19 protein-coding genes are annotated in these 19,058 nt (G+C 35.4%); 16 read left to right on the plus strand and 3 right to left on the minus strand.

What is annotated here, in order from left to right:
* Window positions 1-52 precede the first annotated feature (52 nt).
* Entirely contained in the window at window positions 53-532 is a 480-nt protein-coding gene (locus MT489_RS19310; protein WP_244683194.1) for a GAF domain-containing protein, read from the minus strand.
* Window positions 533-734: 202 nt separating this feature from the next.
* Between MT489_RS19310 and refZ the strand changes: the two genes are divergently transcribed.
* The 7 genes from refZ to rarD all read left to right on the plus strand — a co-directional run bounded on the left by refZ (window position 735) and on the right by rarD (window position 9,210).
* Window positions 735-1,370, plus strand: coding sequence for a forespore capture DNA-binding protein RefZ (gene refZ, locus MT489_RS19315; protein ID WP_244683195.1), 636 nt, complete (start codon window positions 735-737; stop codon window positions 1,368-1,370).
* A 219-nt stretch (window positions 1,371-1,589) separates the two neighbouring features.
* A complete protein-coding gene (gene ezrA / locus MT489_RS19320; RefSeq protein WP_244683196.1) occupies window positions 1,590-3,305 on the plus strand; it encodes a septation ring formation regulator EzrA in 1,716 nt (571 codons plus the stop codon).
* A gap of 426 nt (window positions 3,306-3,731) precedes the next feature.
* Window positions 3,732-4,880, plus strand: a complete 1,149-nt coding sequence (locus tag MT489_RS19325; protein ID WP_244683197.1) for a cysteine desulfurase family protein — start codon at window positions 3,732-3,734, stop codon at window positions 4,878-4,880.
* Window positions 4,877-6,085, plus strand: a complete 1,209-nt coding sequence (thiI, locus tag MT489_RS19330; protein WP_244683198.1) for a tRNA uracil 4-sulfurtransferase ThiI — start codon at window positions 4,877-4,879, stop codon at window positions 6,083-6,085. The genes MT489_RS19325 and thiI overlap by 4 nt, the downstream gene beginning before the upstream one ends.
* Window positions 6,086-6,196: 111 nt before the next feature.
* Complete coding sequence (locus MT489_RS19335; protein ID WP_244683199.1) at window positions 6,197-6,391, plus strand: alpha/beta-type small acid-soluble spore protein; 195 nt, start codon at window positions 6,197-6,199, stop codon at window positions 6,389-6,391.
* A 172-nt stretch (window positions 6,392-6,563) separates the two neighbouring features.
* Window positions 6,564-8,183: an amidohydrolase gene (locus tag MT489_RS19340; protein ID WP_244683200.1), complete on the plus strand. Its 1,620-nt coding sequence runs from the start codon at window positions 6,564-6,566 to the stop codon at window positions 8,181-8,183.
* Between the two features lie 109 nt (window positions 8,184-8,292).
* Window positions 8,293-9,210, plus strand: a complete 918-nt coding sequence (rarD, locus tag MT489_RS19345) for an EamA family transporter RarD (protein WP_244683201.1) — start codon at window positions 8,293-8,295, stop codon at window positions 9,208-9,210.
* 322 nt (window positions 9,211-9,532) lie between these two features.
* Here the strand turns inward: rarD and MT489_RS19350 are convergent, their stop codons facing one another.
* Window positions 9,533-10,333 (minus strand): NAD kinase, encoded by an 801-nt coding sequence (locus tag MT489_RS19350; protein WP_244683202.1) that lies wholly within the window; start codon window positions 10,331-10,333, stop codon window positions 9,533-9,535.
* Window positions 10,334-10,482: 149 nt separating this feature from the next.
* Here MT489_RS19350 and sppA point away from each other — a divergent pair, with 149 nt between their 5' ends.
* From sppA to tpx, 5 genes are all read left to right on the plus strand, one after another.
* On the plus strand, window positions 10,483-11,490 hold the full coding sequence (sppA, locus tag MT489_RS19355) for a signal peptide peptidase SppA (RefSeq protein ID WP_244683203.1): 1,008 nt from the start codon (window positions 10,483-10,485) through the stop codon (window positions 11,488-11,490).
* A gap of 16 nt (window positions 11,491-11,506) precedes the next feature.
* A complete protein-coding gene (locus MT489_RS19360) occupies window positions 11,507-11,992 on the plus strand; it encodes an RDD family protein (protein WP_244683204.1) in 486 nt (161 codons plus the stop codon).
* Window positions 11,993-12,042: 50 nt separating this feature from the next.
* Entirely contained in the window at window positions 12,043-12,678 is a 636-nt protein-coding gene (locus MT489_RS19365) for a DUF2953 domain-containing protein (RefSeq protein WP_244683205.1), read from the plus strand.
* Entirely contained in the window at window positions 12,671-13,138 is a 468-nt protein-coding gene (gene ytfJ / locus MT489_RS19370; RefSeq protein ID WP_244683206.1) for a GerW family sporulation protein, read from the plus strand. Before MT489_RS19365 ends, ytfJ begins: the two co-directional genes overlap by 8 nt.
* A 123-nt stretch (window positions 13,139-13,261) precedes the next feature.
* Window positions 13,262-13,762 carry a thiol peroxidase gene (gene tpx / locus MT489_RS19375; protein WP_244683207.1) on the plus strand — a complete coding sequence of 167 codons (501 nt, stop codon included), beginning with the start codon at window positions 13,262-13,264 and terminating at the stop codon, window positions 13,760-13,762.
* A gap of 201 nt (window positions 13,763-13,963) precedes the next feature.
* On the opposite strand, the gene MT489_RS19380 is transcribed toward tpx, so the two are convergent.
* Window positions 13,964-15,085 carry a helix-turn-helix domain-containing protein gene (locus tag MT489_RS19380; protein ID WP_244683208.1) on the minus strand — a complete coding sequence of 374 codons (1,122 nt, stop codon included), beginning with the start codon at window positions 15,083-15,085 and terminating at the stop codon, window positions 13,964-13,966.
* A 180-nt stretch (window positions 15,086-15,265) separates the two neighbouring features.
* On the opposite strand from MT489_RS19380, the gene MT489_RS19385 reads away from it, so the two are divergent.
* The 4 genes from MT489_RS19385 to MT489_RS19400 all read left to right on the plus strand — a co-directional run bounded on the left by MT489_RS19385 (window position 15,266) and on the right by MT489_RS19400 (window position 18,947).
* The gene (locus MT489_RS19385; RefSeq protein ID WP_244683209.1) at window positions 15,266-16,255 is read left to right on the plus strand and encodes a class I SAM-dependent methyltransferase; all 990 of its coding nucleotides are present in this window, start codon (window positions 15,266-15,268) and stop codon (window positions 16,253-16,255) included.
* Between the two features lie 106 nt (window positions 16,256-16,361).
* Window positions 16,362-17,555, plus strand: coding sequence for an acetate kinase (locus tag MT489_RS19390; RefSeq protein WP_244683210.1), 1,194 nt, complete (start codon window positions 16,362-16,364; stop codon window positions 17,553-17,555).
* Window positions 17,556-17,598: 43 nt separating this feature from the next.
* Window positions 17,599-18,441 (plus strand): EcsC family protein, encoded by an 843-nt coding sequence (locus MT489_RS19395; RefSeq protein ID WP_244683211.1) that lies wholly within the window; start codon window positions 17,599-17,601, stop codon window positions 18,439-18,441.
* Window positions 18,441-18,947 carry a MogA/MoaB family molybdenum cofactor biosynthesis protein gene (locus tag MT489_RS19400; protein ID WP_244683212.1) on the plus strand — a complete coding sequence of 169 codons (507 nt, stop codon included), beginning with the start codon at window positions 18,441-18,443 and terminating at the stop codon, window positions 18,945-18,947. Before MT489_RS19395 ends, MT489_RS19400 begins: the two co-directional genes overlap by 1 nt.
* Window positions 18,948-19,058 lie beyond the last annotated feature (111 nt).

The raw sequence follows: 19,058 nt of genomic DNA on the forward strand, positions 1-19,058 counted from the left end.
AACGGTCGTCTATCCACTGGAAGACGACCGTCAAGTTTAAATAATGTGAATATTAAATAAATAACATCAGTTTCTCAACAAACTTCTCTAAATATTCTTTGTCGAGTTCATCAAAGCGATTTTTTTCGGGACTATCAATATCAAGGACGCCTATGATCGTTCCATCTTTGATTAAAGGGATGACGATTTCGGATTGGGATGCTGCATCGCAAGCAATGTGTCCAGGGAATAGGTTTACATCAGCTACGACAATGGTTTCTTTATTGGCTGCAGCTGTTCCGCAGACGCCTCTCCCCAAAGGAATTCTTACGCATGCTGGCAAACCTTGAAATGGACCAAGAACGAGTTCGTTATTTTCCATTAAATAAAATCCTACCCAATTGATCCGATCGAGGAATTGATTTAGTAAAGCAGATGCATTACTTAGGTTGGCAATCTGATTTGGCTCTCCATCTAATAGTGCTACTAATTGTTTTGTTACTAATTCATAATTTTTTATTCTATCTTCGCTATATTCTTTTACTTCAAACATAAATATCCCCTCTTTCTGCAACAAATTTTTACAAATATCTTCACAACCATTGTATCACTGCACAAACTGTCGATAAGTCTTCAAAGGAGTTCATGTATTTCTCTCGAATTGTACATATATATTAATAGAATGTACGGTTAGACTGTTGAATTATTTTTGCATATTTTTTCATATTATTCAAGACTTTGAAAGCGGGGATTCTATGAATACGCAGGAAGCTATAATAGAAGCGGCCATAGCATTGTTCAATTTAAAAGGTTATCAGGGCACATCAATTAGGGATATTGCTAGTAGGGCAAAGGTCAATCCAGCTAATATTTCATATTATTTTAAAAATAAACAAGGGTTACTTGAGGAATGTTTAATCTACTTTTTTGAACCGTACTTATCTTTCTTGGAAGAAGAGACACAAAAACTTGAAAATGATTCGGGACAGCTATGCCTGATAAGGGCAATTAAAAAAGTAATGTATTTTCAGAGTAAACATTATCAACTAGCACGGTTTGTCTGGAGAGAAATAACGATCGATACTCAAACATCACGTGAAATGATTTCTCTCTATTTAATGAAAGAGCAATATTTTTATTCGAAAATGATACAAGCGGCTTCAAAAGAAAATAAGACGCCATTATCAATAAGCATGATTGTTATCCAGCTAAAAGGAATGCTTATGATGCCCTATATAAATAATCTATATGTTCGTGAAGTTTGGGGGATGATTCCTCAAGAACCCTATTTTGCGGAAAAATACTTTAATGTAATCAAAAGTTGGTTGCTTGTATTGCTTGGATCTGAGGAACAAAATACATCTCCAACGATAAAAAAACTACCAGTATAACTACATTTTTCGCCTACTTTAGGCGTTTTTTTATTGCGAAATTTGGGGTAAAAACATTTTTAGTAAAAATTTCAAATTTTTATTTCATAAAAATGCTTTTATTAGTCAAAAATTGTCGTCTTCATGGTATTATATAAGAACATAAACTTAAATTCATTTTTAACGAACGTATTTTACATAGAAGATCGGTTGAAAGATGGAAGGAACAGGGGGGTTACTATGGAATACATTGTGGAAGTCGTGATTACTTCTATAATTTTAGTCCTTATTTTATTTATAGTAGGATATTTTATGAGAAAAAAGCTTTATAAAGAAATTGATAGACTTGAATCAAGAAAATTGGAATTGATGAATCGCCCTGTTATGGAAGAAATGACAAAAGTGAAAAAATTAAACATGACGGGCCAAACGGAAGAGATGTTCGAGCGTTGGCGCGGGATGTGGGATGAAATTATTGCAGTTCAACTTCCTAATATTGATGAAATGCTCTTTTATGCAGAGGAATATTCAGATAAATACCGTTTTAATAAGGCTAAGGAAACTCATTTAAACATTGAGAAAATGCTTGAGGACATTGAAGCTCAAATTACTCAAATCCTTGATGAGTTAGAAGAATTAACGGGGAGCGAAGAGAAAAATAGAGAAGAGATTGAAGGGCTGCTTGAGCAATACCGTAATTCCAAAAAAAATGTATTGGCTCATCGTCATATTTATGGAGTGGCAGCTGAGAAGTTTGAGCAATTGCTCGATGCAGTGGGAGAAAAAATTGCTAATTACGAAGAGTTGACAAATAATGGGGATTATTTAGATGCACGCAAAGTTGTTATTACTCTAGCTTCTGAATTGGAACAATTAATTATTAAAATGGAAAAAGTACCAGATTTACTTACGGAATGTCAAACAGTGATACCTTCTCAGAAGAGTGAGCTGAAAGATGGTTTCCAGGAAATGATGCAGCAAGGGTTTATTTTGGAGCATTTGGATATTGAGAATCAATTTGAACAGATTGATAAAGCTCTTGAGACATATATCGGATTTCTAAAGGCGACTGAAACGGAAGAAGTAGAAAATGGGCTGGAAGAAATAAAAGAAAAGATAGACACGCTTTATGATTTACTCGAAAAAGAAGTATATGCCAAACATCATATACTTCAAGAAAATGAGGTTGTTGACACTACTTTACAACAACTAAGAGACATTAATAATAACATAACTCATGAAACAAAAATTGTTCAACACAGCTATCAATTATTAAATGATGATCTTGAAGCCCCAAGTAAGCTTGAGAAAAACTTGAGTCAGCTTTCAAATCGTTATGAACTTTTAAAGGCTAGAATAATTGAAGAAAAAACTGCCTTTACGCTTTTGAGTGAAGAACTAAAAGAAATAGATGAGCAAGTTAAAGCTTTGCAACAAGAGCAAAATGATTTCATTGAAAAACTTCAAAACTTGAGAAAAGATGAATTAGAAGTTAGAAGCAATATTGAGATTCTTCAAAAGAAAATTAAAGAAATCATTTCGCTTGTAAAGAAAAGTCGGATGCCTGGTCTACCTGGAGATTTTCAATCCCTTTATGAACAAGCGGAAGAGCAAATTGGCGATGTGATCAAAAGTTTGGATGAAAAACCACTTAACATTAAAGCAGTACAAAAATTCTTGTTTGATGCAACCGACACTGTTGAGTATTTATATACAAGAACGGAAGAACATATTGAAAATGCTCGTCTTGCTGAACAGGTAATCCAATATGGGAACCGATATCGGGGACGAAATCCGCAATTACGAGCGAATCTTGAAAAAGCTGAGCAGGCTTTTAGAAATTACGAATATAAATCTGCCCTCGAACAGGCCGCTACTGCGGTTGAAGAAATTGAACCTGGGGCATTAAAGCGGATCGAAGAAATTTTTAAAGAAGAAGAATTAGTCAAACAATAATGGAGTCCAAAAATAGAGGGTTTTTACAGCTTCAGAGCGTAGACAAAGTCATTTTTGACTATGTCTACGCTCTATTTGTAAGTTCAGATTATCAGCCTAGAAAAGAAATTGAGTGGGACGACAGTAGATCGGGAAACAGTAGGAAGCTTGTAAAGTTTCAGTAAACTTTTTTGGATGGTCCTTTAATAAATAACAAATTATATGATAAGTGCTTTTTCTATTTTGTGAGATAAGCATAACTTTTTATATGGTCTATTCTTTTTTGTGGCTATAGATGCTATCGAATTGAGGCAAAACGAGTCACTCAAAAGGGAAAATAAAAGAACTTTTGGCTGCCTGTAATAAGTAGCCTGTTCTTGCGCTTTTCTTATATTCAGTGTTATGATTTAAAATTGCTATGATGATTTTTTTGAAGGTGAGTTGAAGATGATTTATTTCGATAACAGTGCAACTACAAGACCTTATGAGGAAGTATTGGATACATTTGTAAAAGTAAATCGTGATTTTTACGGAAATCCATCTTCGCTTCATAATTTTGGAGGACGATCTGAAGGATTAATAAGTAAAGCTCGAGAGCAAATCGCTAACCTTATTGGTGTAAAAGCTTCTGAAATTATTTTTACTTCAGGTGGAACGGAAGGAAATAATTTAGCCATTAAGGGAGTAGCTCTTAAGTATAGAAGTAGAGGAAACCATATTATTACGACTTCAATTGAACATCCTTCTGTGTTTGAACCATGCAGACAGTTGGAGAAAATGGGATTTGATGTTACTTATTTGCCTGTCAATGCGGATGGTTTGGTTTCTGTAGAAGATGTGGAAGCCGCAATAACGCAAAATACGATTTTAGTTTCCACAATCCATGTTAATAACGAAATCGGTTCTATACAGCCTATTAAAGAAATTGGCCAAATGTTGAATCGATACTCTAAAGTAATTTATCATGTTGACCATGTTCAAGGGGTAGGAAAGATACCGCTTGATCTTTATGGATCTTCAGTTGATCTTTGTACATTTTCAGCACACAAATTTCACGGCCTTAAAGGAAGCGGAATTTTATATAAAAAACATGGTGTTAGGTTAGACCCACAAGTCACCGGTGGGAATCAAGAACAAAAAATCCGTAGTGGTACTGAAAATACAGGTGGCATTGTTGCTATGGCAAAGGCGCTCAGAATGGAATTTTTAGATCAAAAAGTAAAAGGCGATACACTTGTTCAAATGCATGAATATATATTTTCAGAACTACAGAAGTTCCCGCAAATTGTTATAAATTCACCTCGTAACGGGGCACCCCATATTGTGAATTTTTCAATCACTGGGCATAAAGGGGAAGTCATTGTTCATGCGTTGGAAGAAGAGGGGATTATCGTTTCAACTACGAGTGCATGCTCTTCCAAGGAAAATACTCCTAGTAGTACGTTACTAGCACTTGGATTAAATGAGGATATTGCAAGAGCCGCAGTTCGAATTAGCCTTTCTTATGAAAATACTATGGATGAAGCAAAAAGATTTATAAAAGCATTACATGATGTTTTAGATAGATTAAATAAAGTAATGAGGCGAAATAGATGAATTATGACAGAATTTTAATACGCTACGGAGAAATGTCATTAAAAGGTCGGAATCGGAAGCATTTTGTTCAAAAGTTGAAGAAAAATATTAAATTTATTCTTAGAAAATTTAAAAATATTCGGATTGAATCTGAATGGGATCGTATGTATGTTCAATTAAATGGGGAACCTGTCGAACAGATTATTGGCGGATTAAAAAAAGTATTTGGCATACAATCTTTTAGCCCGGCCATTAAAACTGAAAAAAATATCGACGCCATAAGAGACGCGGCATTACACATTGTTAATCAGGCCCATCAACCCGGAAATACGTTTAAAGTTAGTGCACGTCGTTCAGATAAGACATTTGAATATGATACAAATGGATTAAATCATGCAGTTGGAGCGCATATTCTAATTAATGTTGAAGATATTAAAGTGAATGTAAAAAATCCGGATATTAATTTAATTGTGGAAGTTAGGCATGATGCTGCCTATGTTTCCGGGCAAGTTTTTCAAGGTGCTGGCGGCTTTCCTGTCGCTTCTTCTGGAAAAGCGATGCTTATGCTTTCAGGTGGAATTGATAGCCCAGTAGCAGGATTTTTGACAATGAAACGCGGTGTTGGAATAGAAGCAGTTCATTTCCATAGCCCACCTTTCACGAGTGAGAGAGCAAAACAAAAGGTCATTGATTTGGCACGTAAACTAGCTGAATATTCAGGTAGTGTTAAAATTCATATTGTTCCTTTTACACAAATTCAAGAAACGATCCATAAAGAAATTCCTGAAGGATACACGATGACATCAACACGAAGAATGATGCTTAGAATTACAGATGCACTACGTGAAAAAAATGAAGGCCTAGCAATCGTTACTGGGGAAAGCTTAGGGCAGGTTGCTAGTCAAACGATGGACAGTATGTATGCGATCAATAGTGTAACGAGCACGCCTATTTTGCGTCCGCTGATAACGATGGATAAAATTGATATTATTAAAATTGCAGAAGAAATTGATACATTGGAAATATCGAATCGTCCATATGAAGATTGCTGTACTATTTTTACTCCGCCATCTCCAAAAACTCGTCCGAGATTGGAAAAAGTTTTAGCTTTCGAGCAAAAATTGGATTGGGAACCTTTATTAAGTGAGGCAATTGAAAATACAGAAACCATTATTGTTAGCGAAAGAAGGAACCAAGAGGAAATCGATGTGGAAGATCTCTTCTAATGTTTAAAAGTAGATAGCAAGATTATACAGTGAATGGAACAATTACCAGAGATTGATTGAATGAAGGCAAGTGTTTTCGCACATTCTATGATTACAAGGAGGTGAAGACACATGCCAAACAACAATGAACTTCTAGTAAATGGTGCAGAACAGGCTATTGATCAAATGAAGTATGAAATCGCATCAGAATTTGGAGTAAATTTAGGTGCAGATACAACTTCACGTGCCAATGGTTCTGTAGGTGGTGAAATCACTAAACGTCTTGTACAAATGGCTCAACAACAACTTAGTGGCGGCGCCCATTAACAAATAAATATAAATGGCTAGAAGCGGGAATTAATTTCCCGCTTCTTTTTGAATTAATTGTAAATTCTCTAGCAATGAAAAGATTTGTAAAACTGATGAGGGTGAAGTTCACTGGAAATCCTCTCTCCTTTTGTATATTATTCTAATATTAGTATCGGAAGGTGAAAAAAACATGAAAACAATCTGGTATAACGGAATGATCTATACAATGGAAAAAGAGGGAGAGACCGTTGAAGCAGTTGTGACGGATGATGACCTTATTATCGAAACGGGTTCCTTAAAGAGTTTACGACAGAAGTATGATACCGAGCGCTCAATCGATTTACATGGAGCTATGATGATTCCAGGATTGGTCGACAGTCATATGCATCTAATTGGGTATGGAGAAACGTTTTTAAAGCTAAATGTTTCAGGGATGACATCTAAACTTGATGTTTTACATGCTATTAAGGAAAAAGTTGCAAAGTGTTCTCCTGGCGAATGGATTATTGGAGAAGGGTGGAATGAAAACCTTTGGCTAGATAAAACACCTCTTTGTAAACGAGATTTGGATCTGGTAGCACCACAAAATCCAGTTGTTATGAAAAGAGTTTGTCGACATGTCATTGTGGTTAACTCCCTAGTTATAAATACTGCAAATATTAATCCAATGCATCCAGACCCTGAAGGTGGAGTCATAGAAAGAGATAAAAACGGTGACTTTTCGGGAATTTTTAAGGATGAAGCTCAAAACTTAATTTTTTCAAAAATGCCAAGTATGACAGATGAATATGTAGAGAGAGCTTTGAGATTAGGGATTGAAAATTGTTGGAAATATGGATTGACAGGTGCCCATACGGAAGATTTAAGTTATTACGAAACATATAATAGAGCTATCACAGCTTTTATAAGAGTGTTAGGTGATGCATCAGTTCCATTTAAAGCACATCTACTTGTTCATCACAAAATTGTGGATGAGTGGAAAAAGGATGGCCACGAATTTATGTCAAGCATTGGAAATATTGAATTTGGAGCCATGAAAATATTTGTCGATGGTTCGTTAGGAGGCAGAACAGCTCTTTTAAGTAAGCCGTACGCCGACGATTCTACAACTCAAGGAATGGCCATTCATACATTATCAGAATTAAAGAATCTAGTCGCTAAAGCTAGAAAATATAAGATGCCAATCGCTACTCATGTTATTGGGGATCTCGCTTTTGAATATGTACTGGATGCAATTGAAGAATTTCCCCCGCCTAATGGAGAAAGGGACAGGCTTATCCATGCTCAAATATTACGACAGGATTTAATAGATCGCGCAAAAAAAATACCAGTTGTAATCGACATACAGCCTGGTTTTACAGCTTCGGATTTTCCGTGGGTTATCGACAGAGTTGGAAAAGAAAACATGGCTAATAATTATGCGTGGAAGACACTTATTGATAGCGGTCTCCATTGTTCGGGCGGATCGGACGCTCCAATAGAGTCGGTGAACCCTTTACTAGGTATTCATGCGGCTGTTACTCGTGAAAAGCCTTATGACCATTCTCATAAAATATATATGCTAGAACAAAGATTGTCTATGTTTGAAGCCATTTCACTTTACACAACAGGTAGCGCTTTTGCATGTGGGCATGCTCACAATCGAGGGATGATAAAGCCAGGATTCACAGCAGATTTTACTGCTTTTAATAAAGACTTATTTGCCTTAGAAAATGAAGATATTTTAAAAGCATCCGTAGAGATGACAGTTGTTGATGGGAAAATTGTTTATCAAAAAACAAAGGCTAGAGCTAGACAAAACCTAACATAAAAGGAATTCTACTTTCCAATAAACAGCAGTAAAAAAGTTAAGGCATTATTTATTTAAATCGTATATAATAAAAGTTATTTCGTAAATCTAAATAACAGGGGAAAATACGATGGAAAATCATAATCGTGAAGGAATATTATATGCGGTAGCCGCCTATTCAACCTGGGGGATTTTACCAATATATTGGAAGCAAATCGTTGATGTTTCAGCCCATGAAGTATTAGCGAATCGAATTTTTTGGTCATTTTGGTTTATGGTACTTATTTTAATTTTCAGCAAAAAATTACCATCATTCATAAAAAGTTTAAAGGAGTTTCAAAAACAACCTAAGCTGTTTGCAGCACTCGCAGCCGCATCCATTTTGGTAAGTGCCAATTGGTTTTTGTTTATATGGGCTGTTAATAGCGATAGAGTTGTAGAGTCCAGCCTTGGATATTACATCAATCCATTAATCAGCATCGTTCTTGGAATTATCTTTTTAAAAGAATCCCTATCAAAAATTCAAATATTGTCCTTCTTTTTGGCATTAGCTGGAGTACTAATATTAACGATTTCGTATGGGAAATTCCCATGGGTTTCTTTTGGTCTTGCGCTCTCTTTTGGAGTGTACGGCTTAGTTAAAAAAGTAATTAAAGTTGATTCATCGATCGGTTTAGCATTGGAAACTCTAGTTATTATGCCGATTGCATTTATCTACCTTTCTATCCATATGAAGAATGGCACGAGTGCATTATTTTCAGAATCAATATCAAATGATGTTTTACTTGTTGCCTCAGGAGCAATAACAGCAATACCGCTGCTTTTTTTTGCTAAAGGTGTACAAAAGATTCCACTCTATTTAATGGGCTTTATTCAATATATCGCTCCAACAATGATGCTCATTTTAGGAGTTTTCTTATACGGAGAACCATTTGGAGCAACTCGTCTTATCGCTTTTGCTTTTATTTGGGGCGCCCTTGCATTAGTTACACTATCATCGATAAATTGGAATCAAGTTAGAGGAAGAAATAGAAATAAAGTTGCATAAATCCACTTCGTAATGGTGCAATGAAGAAAAGCGAGAATCTATGCCGTTAAGGTTAGAGTCTCGCTTTTATTTATTCTTAGTTTATTTTAGAATGCTTCATACTAAACTTTTCACGTTTTTCCAAGCTTCTTAATTGGAAGGAATCAATTTTTGTGGTTTTCCTTCTCTTAGGATAGTGAATCAAGACTAAGAAGCCAATTCTGAGCTGGTCAATGTCTCGATTCATAAAACAAAATATTAAACAGTTTGTGCTTCGATTAGTGAATCGTGATAGATAAATCACTAAAAGGAACTACTGACACTTGATCCTCTGTAAGCAAGATTATAAAAATGTCCGTTTTACTTTTTCCCAAAATGAATTGTTTTTGAGTTTAACTGTTTTAATACGTTTATCAGATAAAACGATTTCGACCTGCTCAACGTGTTGGGTGCTTAACGCTTCGTTATCCATCCCCATTGTAGGATAATCGTTTCCATCCTGGACAATTTTTAATAACAATTTTCTGCCCTCACTTAATATGAATGGAGAACCGAGGGTACGGTAACGGTTATTATTTAATGATGCCATTTCACTTACTTGGAGACATGGAAGAAGTGGATCAACTACGGCACCTTTGACGGATTTATTATAAGCCGTGCTTCCAGTAGGTGTAGCAATGACCATTCCATCGCCACGGAAAGTTTCAAAGTGTAAACCATCGATAAAAACATCCATTACTAGTGTTTTAATGATTCCTGATCGAATTGTAAATTCATTTAAACAATAGAATGAGCCTTCTTTATCCACATCGACCTTAATAATTGGATAGCGCCTAACTTCTATTTGTTCACTTGTCATAGCATCAATCATCGCGTGTAAGTTGTCAATATGAAAATCACAATATAAACCTTGCATTCCATCGTCTTGAATTCCTGCATAAAGACAATCTTGTCGGAACCCTGTTTTACGAACTGCCTGCAAAAACGTACCATCTCCGCCTATACTGGCAATGAGATTTGCTTCTTGTGAGTTCTTTACAATATTAAATCCGTATCTTTCGGCAAGTTCAGTAAGAACAGATATCTTTTCAATACTGCCTGGACTATTTTTATGGAAAAAGAAAATATTGTTACGTTGTTCCATTTATATATCCCCCTAGGAGTTATTGCCATCAATTGGGCGTATGTAAAATTATTAGATAGGTCTATGTATTTATTTTATCATTAGTTTGAAACTATTTAAAAGAAAGAGACGTATATACATAAGGGAACGCACTAAAAGGAGGAAAACAGATGAATGGAAAACGTTGGGCGGCCCTAGGAATTGCTGCCGCAGTATTTTTTGTATCAAGTATGATTAACATGGCGAGCGCCTTTATTTTTTCGGATTTTACCAAGGTGTTTGGAGAAAATTTTTCGGCGAATAAAACATTTACTGAAGAAATTGTTGAAACGGGAAATCCCGCAAAAAAAATTGCCGTACTTGAAGTTGACGGAGTAATTCAAGATACAGGAGAGGCTTCGTCCATATTTTCAACAAATGGCTACTTACATAGGGAATTCATGAAGCAATTAAATATGGTTAAAGATGATAAAAATATAAAAGCGATCGTCTTACGCGTCAATTCACCAGGTGGAGGAACGAATGAGTCAGCTGAAATCCATCATAAATTAGTTCAAATTAAGGAAGAAACGAAGAAACCAATTTACGTTTCGATGGGATCAATGGCTGCATCTGGCGGATATTATATTTCTACACCTGCTGATAAAATTTTTGCAAGTCCTGAAACATTGACAGGTTCCCTTGGGGTTATTATGCAAGGTATTAACGTAAGTGAACTTGCTGAGAAATATGGTGTCGATTTTATGACGATTAAGAGCGGTCCGTATAAAGACATTATGAGCTCATATCGTCACATGACGAAAGAAGAAGAAGATATTTTACAATCAATGCTAAAAAATTCTTATGATCAATTTGTAAAAATTATTGCTGAAGGTCGAGGAATGACTGATGAGCAAGTTCGCAAACTTGCAGATGGAAGAATTTATGACGGAAGACAAGCAAAAGAAGTAGGTCTAATTGATGATTTTGGTTATCAGGAAGATGTGATCGAGCAATTGAAAAAAGATCATAAATTAGCAGGTGCACAAGTGGTTCGTTATTCATCAAGTGTAGGACTTGGCTCCCTGTTTGGAGTAGCTGCGCAAAAAATTGGTGGAAAACAGGCTGAAATGACAGGGATATTAAATCTCTTATCTAAACCCAATTCTCCTAAGTTAATGTATCTATACTCTGAATAAAAAGGGGATAATCAGAATGGAAAATCATATTGTAGAAGAACTTCAAATCCCATCAGGGTCATATCATTATGCAGGGTTTTGGATGAGGTTTTGGGCTTATTTGCTTGACGGTATTATTATCTTCAGCATTAATGGAATTCTCGTAAAACCCATTTTCAGAGGTGTAGGGATTTCCCTCTCGGATTCTGGAATTATTTCCCCTTATGGTATAACTGCAGGGCTAATATTCTATCTGTATTTTATTTTAATGACAAAATTCTATAGCCAAACGCTTGGAAAGATGGTATTTGGCTTGAAGGTCGTTCCTTTAAAGGGTGATCAATTAACATGGGGAACGGTTATTTTTAGGGAAGGAATTGGTCGTTATATTTCTGCCACCTTTAACTTCCTATATGCAGTAGTAGCATTTACACCGAAAAAACAAGGTTTACATGATATTTTTGCAGATACTACCGTTATTCATGAACGTACAAAAATAGTAGAAGGACCCGCTTATTCGTAAGCGGGTTTATTTTATTTTTAGATGGAAATAATGAAGGCCGGAGGGATGATATGACTCTTCCTATTTTAGGCGGCCTGCTGTTGATTTTATTATTTATTTTACTTATTTTTATGAAAATTAAGATAGAATTATTTTTTCTGCTTAGCCAATCAGACAATTATATAACAATCGTAATCGTTGCTTTATTTGGATTAGTGCGTATTAGAAAGAAATTCTCGTTAGAAGAAGTTTTTTCTGGTGAAGGCACTAAAGATATAGAAGAAGTGATTCCGGATTTTTCGTGGGATTCGACTAAACAACTTTTGAAAAATATGAAACCCGCTTTAACAATAATGAAGGCTTTTATACGAACAATAAGAATATCAAAATTAGAATGGCGAACAAAGATTGGAACAGGTGACGCAGCATTAACAGGTGCAGTAGCTGGAGCAATTTGGGCAATAAAGGGAGCTTTAATATCTTTTATTAGAAGCTTCCTTTTCTTTAAAAATCGGCCTTTAATCACCGTGCAGCCAAATTTTCAAGGATTTTCCGCAGAAACGAATATCCGATGTATGGTTGAAATGAAAACAGGAAAAGCTATGGTAGCCGGGATTAAAATGTATAAAGAATGGAAAAAGTACCAAAAATCCTCTCAATTCAATGGGGAAAATCAAAAGATAGTCAGGAGGACCATCAATGGATGAACATCCAATTCAAGGCGTTATGACAACAGCAATGGAAAATCTCAAGGAAATGATCGATGTCAATACTATTATTGGTGATCCAGTAGAAACACCTGATGGAGGAGTCATTTTAACGGTCTCAAAAGTAGGATTTGGCTTTGCAATGGGCGGCAGTGAGTTTAAAAGTGGAGGCTCATCAGGTAGTTCGGATGATGAAGGTGGGCAAGGCTCCTATTTACCGTTTGGAGGAGGAAGTGGGGGAGGTGTTTCCATTACACCAATTGCATTCTTAATAGTAAATAAACACGGTGTTAACATGCTCCATTTGGAACAAAATACACACTTGTTTGAAAAAATGATTGATTTAGCGCCAACCGCTTTTGAGAAAATACAGAAAATGACGAGTGGTTTTTCCAATAAAAAACAGCAGCAACAGCAAGAACAATCGGATAAGAAGGAAAACTTAGATTTTGAGTTGTGATACCGATAACTCGCTTGACAATAGCGAGTTATTTTATTTTTATTTTGCAGTCTTTTTCCTTGCAGTAGTGGAAATTTTAGGCAATGATATAAGAGTACATATTTTTTGAAGGAGGAATGAAGTATGGCAGCAGTTACGTTTAAAGGGAATCCAATGACTCTTATTGGAAATGAAGTAAAGGCCGGCGATAAAGCACCAGATTTCACTGTTTTAGCAAATGATTTATCAGAAGTGAAACTAAGTGATTATAAAGGCTCTATTCGTCTAATTAGTGTCGTCCCCTCAGTAGATACTGGAGTTTGTGCAGCACAAACAAAACGTTTTAATGAAGAAATTGCGAATTTAGGAAATGTTCAAGTACTCACGATTTCGGCTGATTTACCATTTGCACAAGCACGCTGGGCAAATGAAAATAGTCTAAATGACGCGAAAATCTTCTCCGATTATCGTGATCTTTCCTTTGGTGAAGCGTATGGTGTTGTAATGAAAGAACTCCGTCTATTAGCTCGAAGTGTATTTGTTATTGATAGCGAAGACACGATTGTGTATGCAGAATATGTAAGTGAAGTAACGAATCATCCGGATTATGATGCGGCTTTAGATGCAGCAAAACAAGCAAAATAAAGAATAAAACTAACTAAACAAAAGAGAGATTGGAATATTATCCGATCTCTCTATATTTATTTAAGGTTCTTTTCTAAACATTATTGTTTTTTCAAGTACATTAATAATAAGGAATGAAAATGAACCTTTTACAAAAACAACAAACTTTACGAAAACTGCTTTTTAACATACCAACATAGTTAAGGGTATACATAGATATTTTTACAAAAAGGTGTCCGTAATTTTTTGTAGTCTGTTTGCAACCCATTCAATATCATATCCTACTTCGTTAAGAATAACGGTATTGTATATTTCTTCTAAGCCGATGCGCAGCATATAACAATAAACTTTTTCCTTTGCTTCAGGTGAATCAATATATTTATTTCTTATTTGCTGGATAAGTGGCTGAAGTTTATCTTCATTCCAAAATAAAATATTTGCTTTGTCATATAAATGATCACCGTACAAGGAAAGACTCCAATCAATTATACCTGTAATTTTTCCGTTCTCTGCTAGTAGATTAAACGATCCTAAATCTCCGTGAATCATATTTTTTTTGCCTATAGAGATACTGTTTATATGAGATTTTAATTTTTGTAAAGCGTTGGTTACTACACTTGAATCTAAACCATTCCGTTCAAGGGGTGCCCAATTATAAATCTTCTCGTTGTAGACTGCTTTTATAAAATCCTCCCATGTTGGATAAGCCCCATGTCCGTTATTATCATATCTACCATAACCATTTTGTTCAGTTACTTCTATTGACTCCAATATTTCTAATGTTTTCATTATTGATGGAACGATATCTAGTAATTCCTGGCTGTTTAAATCGAATAATTTTTTACCTTCAATATAATTCGATATTGAATAAGCAACACCATCTTCTACCTCCACTTTCAATACATTCCTTAGAGGCAGTAGGTGATTATAATGGTTATAGACCCATTTCTCTTTTTCATATACTTCAGGACGATTTCCAACTTGAAATACATATTTACTAATTTCTGTATTAAATGAGTATGTTTGAGAAACTAGTCCACCACTAAGCTCCTTAAAATCATAACCATTGGGATAATGATTTGTAACTATGCGTTGAATCTCCATTTCAGATAACTTCTTTGCCATAGGAAGCGCTCCTTTAAAATATATTTTTCCTAACAGTAATTCATCTAAGGAGAGTTGATATATTTGGCTTAGTGCAATAATGGAGTCAATGTCTGGATAATATTTACCGACTTCCCAATTCGAAAGTGTTTGTCTTGTAATGTTCAATTTTTCAGCCACTTGCTCTTGGGTAAATCCTGCTTTTTTTCTTCTTAATTTAAGTTTTTCACCAATATTCATATCTTTCCCTCCCTAATCAAATTTTCTCACAATTGTTAGAAAAAGCTAGCAAGCCTTCCTTGCTTATTATCTTTATATCTGAAAAATGGAGCCTAATTATATAGTTTTAAACTTATTTCTTGTTTGCTGAGTTAACGAAAGCTAAACTATAAGTATAGAAGCTTGATGGGGGGAAGGAATTTGAAAGTGACTCCAGTAGAACGGCTGTTTATATTGTTTGATGAGACAGCGAATATTTTACAAGAAGAACTGGATTGTACATACTTAGAGGCACTAGCCGAATCAGGCGAAAACCTATTTCATAATGATATATTGCAGGATTCGTTAAGCGAGGTAACTAGAAAAAGGCTTAAGAGAAAATATTCGGATTTTATTATTGCTTCATATGCTCCTGAAGATATCCGAAAGGCATTTCAATTGTCGATTTTAAAAGGAATGAAAGGGCATATTCAGCCTAACCACCAAATGACTCCAGATACAATCGGTTTTATCATTAGCTATTTTGCAGATAAATTCTTAGGGGCAAAAACTGATTTATCTGTACTAGACCCTGCTGTAGGGACAGGTAATTTACTTTCTACCATAATCAACCGTCAAGGAAATGCAGGTCAAATACGAGCATTTGGGGTAGAGGTTGATGATCTATTAATTGAGCTTGCTTATATAGGTGCTAATCTTCAAAAGCAGCAGACTGAGTTTTTTCACCAAGATGCATTGGAGCCGTTATTTATTGATCCAGTTGATTTAGTTGTATGTGATTTACCAGTCGGTTATTATCCAAATGACATTCAAGCGAAACAGTATGAACTTAACGCTTCGGAAGGTCATGCGTACGCCCATCATTTATTTATAGAACAAAGTATTAATCATACAAAACCTGGCGGATACTTATTCTTTCTTATTCCAAATGGATTATTTGAATCAGATGAAGCCACAAAACTCCATACTTATTTAAAACAAACAGTATATATTCAAGGCGTTTTACAATTACCACTATCATTATTTAAAGATGAAAATACTGGTAAGAGCATTCTTATTCTTCAAAAGAAAAAACCAGGTATTGAGGCTCCTAAGGAAGTTTTGCTCGCAACATTGCCAAAGCTGTCAAATAAGGAAGCACTTGATAAGATGATGCTTGGTATGGAAAAATGGTTCAAAGAAAATAAATAAGGATTACTATAAATATTTTTACTTATGGCTTTGTAATGCTTATTGTCATTTTATGGGATATTTTACTTAGCAAAGCCTTCATAACAGACAGAGAAAGGTGATTCTTATGGCAAAAATTTTTGCTGTTAATGCAGGAAGTTCTTCATTAAAGTTTCAACTTTTTAATATGCCTGAAGAAAAGGTTATCTCAAAAGGGATGATTGAGCGAATTGGCTTGAAGGATTCCGTTTTTACTATGACCGTAGAGGGAAAGAGACATAAGGAAACAATTGACATACCCAACCATGAAAGTGCTGTAGCTTTATTATTAGATCGAATTGTCAAAATCGGTGTCATAACATCCCTTGGTGAAATTGAAGGAGTTGGTCACCGTGTGGTACATGGAGGAGAGGTATTCAATGATTCAGTTCTAATTACTCCTGAAGTTTTAGAGAAAATTGAAGAACTTTCGGAATTAGCTCCACTTCATAATCCAGCCAATGTAACCGGAATAAAAGAATTTCAAAAAGCATTACCGGGAGTTCCTGCTGTTGCAGTGTTTGATACCGCCTTTCATCAAACTATGCCTGAAAGTTCATACTTATACAGTCTTCCATATGACTATTATACAAAATATGGAATTAGAAAATATGGATTTCATGGAACTTCTCACAAGTATGTTTCGCAAAGAGCTGCTCAATTACTGGGGCGGCCATTATCTCAATTAAGGCTTATTTCCTGCCATTTAGGAAATGGTGCGAGCATAGCTGCAATAAAAGGAGGCAAGTCAATCGATACTTCTATGGGCTTTACCCCACTTGCAGGAGTGACAATGGGGACGAGATCCGGAAATATAGATCCTGCCCTCATTCCCTTCCTAATGGAAAAGACGGGAAAAACTGCAGAAGAAGTACTTGATGTATTGAATAAAAAATCAGGTATGTTGGGTGTATCAGGTTTTTCAAGTGATTTACGAGATATAGAAATTGAAGCGACTGCAGGAAATCATCGTGCTGAATTGGCTCTTGATATTTTTGCTGATAGAATTCATAAATACTTAGGTTCTTATGCAGCAAAAATGTCTGGGGTAGATGCAATTATCTTTACTGCAGGAATCGGTGAAAATAGCAGTGCAATTCGAGCTAAGGTATTGAATGGACTTCAATTTATGGGTGTATACTGGGATGGGGACCTGAATAAAATTCGAGGTGAAGAAATCTTTCTCAATTACCCGCATTCACCTGTCAAAGTAATTGTCATACCAACTAATGAAGAAATTATGATTGCAAGAGATGTTGTTAGACTATCAAAAAACGAGTAGGTAATAATTAAAATTAGCCTAATGAATAAAGGGAGTGGGAATTATGACCTTAGCACAAAGAGAAGAAGTACTTTTAGAGGAACTACATAACTGGCGACAATCCTTTTTTGAGTACGAAGCTACCGATATCGAAAACTCTTATGATAAATGGATAGACCAAGCTTTTTCACTTCTCCCTGATTCTTTGCAACTTCAATTTTTTGAGAAGTTGGATGATTGGCTTTTTCAACTTAATTCACTGTTGCGTGGTACGAAGCTGCAAAATGAGGCAAGTGAAAGAATATTAAATGCTGCAAGATCTATGAATGAAGATGTAGAGTCTTTTTCAGATATGAGGAAAAAGATGCCGGTTACACAATTAACTTTTTTGGCAGAACAACAGGCATCACGACATCGAATTTATTCACTAGTTCAAGGAAGTATGGCGGGATCCGGCCAACCTTTATTCATTACAAGTGATTTCATCGCAATGCTTGTTATCAATTTAAGAGCTGTTCAACTTACTGCAATGTCCTTTGGATACGATGTACAGTCTCCGGCAGGTTTGCTTGAAACATTGAAAGTATTTAATGTTGCAACAATGCCAGAACGGATGAAAATGTATGGCTGGGAAGATTTAATGGAAGATTTACAAAAAGAAGACGAACAATTTTATTTTGATATTCACGAACGGATCACAGACCATACATGGGTTGATGAACCATTAAAAGAGCTTTTAAAAATTAGCCTCATCATATTGTTTTCGAATAGAAAAGTTTCTGGCATCCCCCTTATTTCAGTGGCTATTGGTGCAGGAATAAATTATCGGACGACGAGAAAGGTTACTCATTTCGCAAAAAAATATTATCAATATAAATACCTGCTCGAAAAAAGTGGAGAATTATAATGAGCGTAATAGCACATAAAAACGAATCACCTCAGCAGGTGAATTGTGCCGTTATTACGGTTAGTGATACTAGAACTATAGATAATGATAAAAGTGGAGACCTCATTACAAAACTATTAAAGGAAAATGGACATCATGTTTCCTTTTATAATATTGTAAAAGACAATGAAACGTCTATAGAATCAATAATTAAAGAGGTAGCAGGTTTTAAAGATGTACAAGTGATATTAATGACAGGTGGAACTGGAATCGCTAAGCGTGATGTTACTATCGAAACGGTTTCGGCATTATTCGAAAAAGAGATTGTTGGGTTTGGAGAAATTTTTCGTATGATAAGTTATATGGAAGATATCGGATCGGCTGCAATTTTATCCAGAGCTTGTGCTGGAACTTTTCGAAATAAAGCCATCTTTGTAATGCCGGGTTCATCTGGTGCCGTTAAACTCGCTATGGAGAAATTGATATTAAATGAAATAGGACATGTTGTCAGTCAATTGAATAAATGAAACAAATGAAGGCAAACCTCAAAACTCCAATTACGGAAATTACAGGTCGTCTTCTTTTTTTTGTAGTGAAATATTTTAAGCCTTTAATCGTCTAATCTTTAAATAATGGTT

The organism is Lederbergia wuyishanensis (assembly GCF_022900255.1).
In the GTDB taxonomy this organism is placed as follows: Bacteria; Bacillota; Bacilli; order Bacillales; family Bacillaceae_C; genus Lederbergia; species Lederbergia wuyishanensis.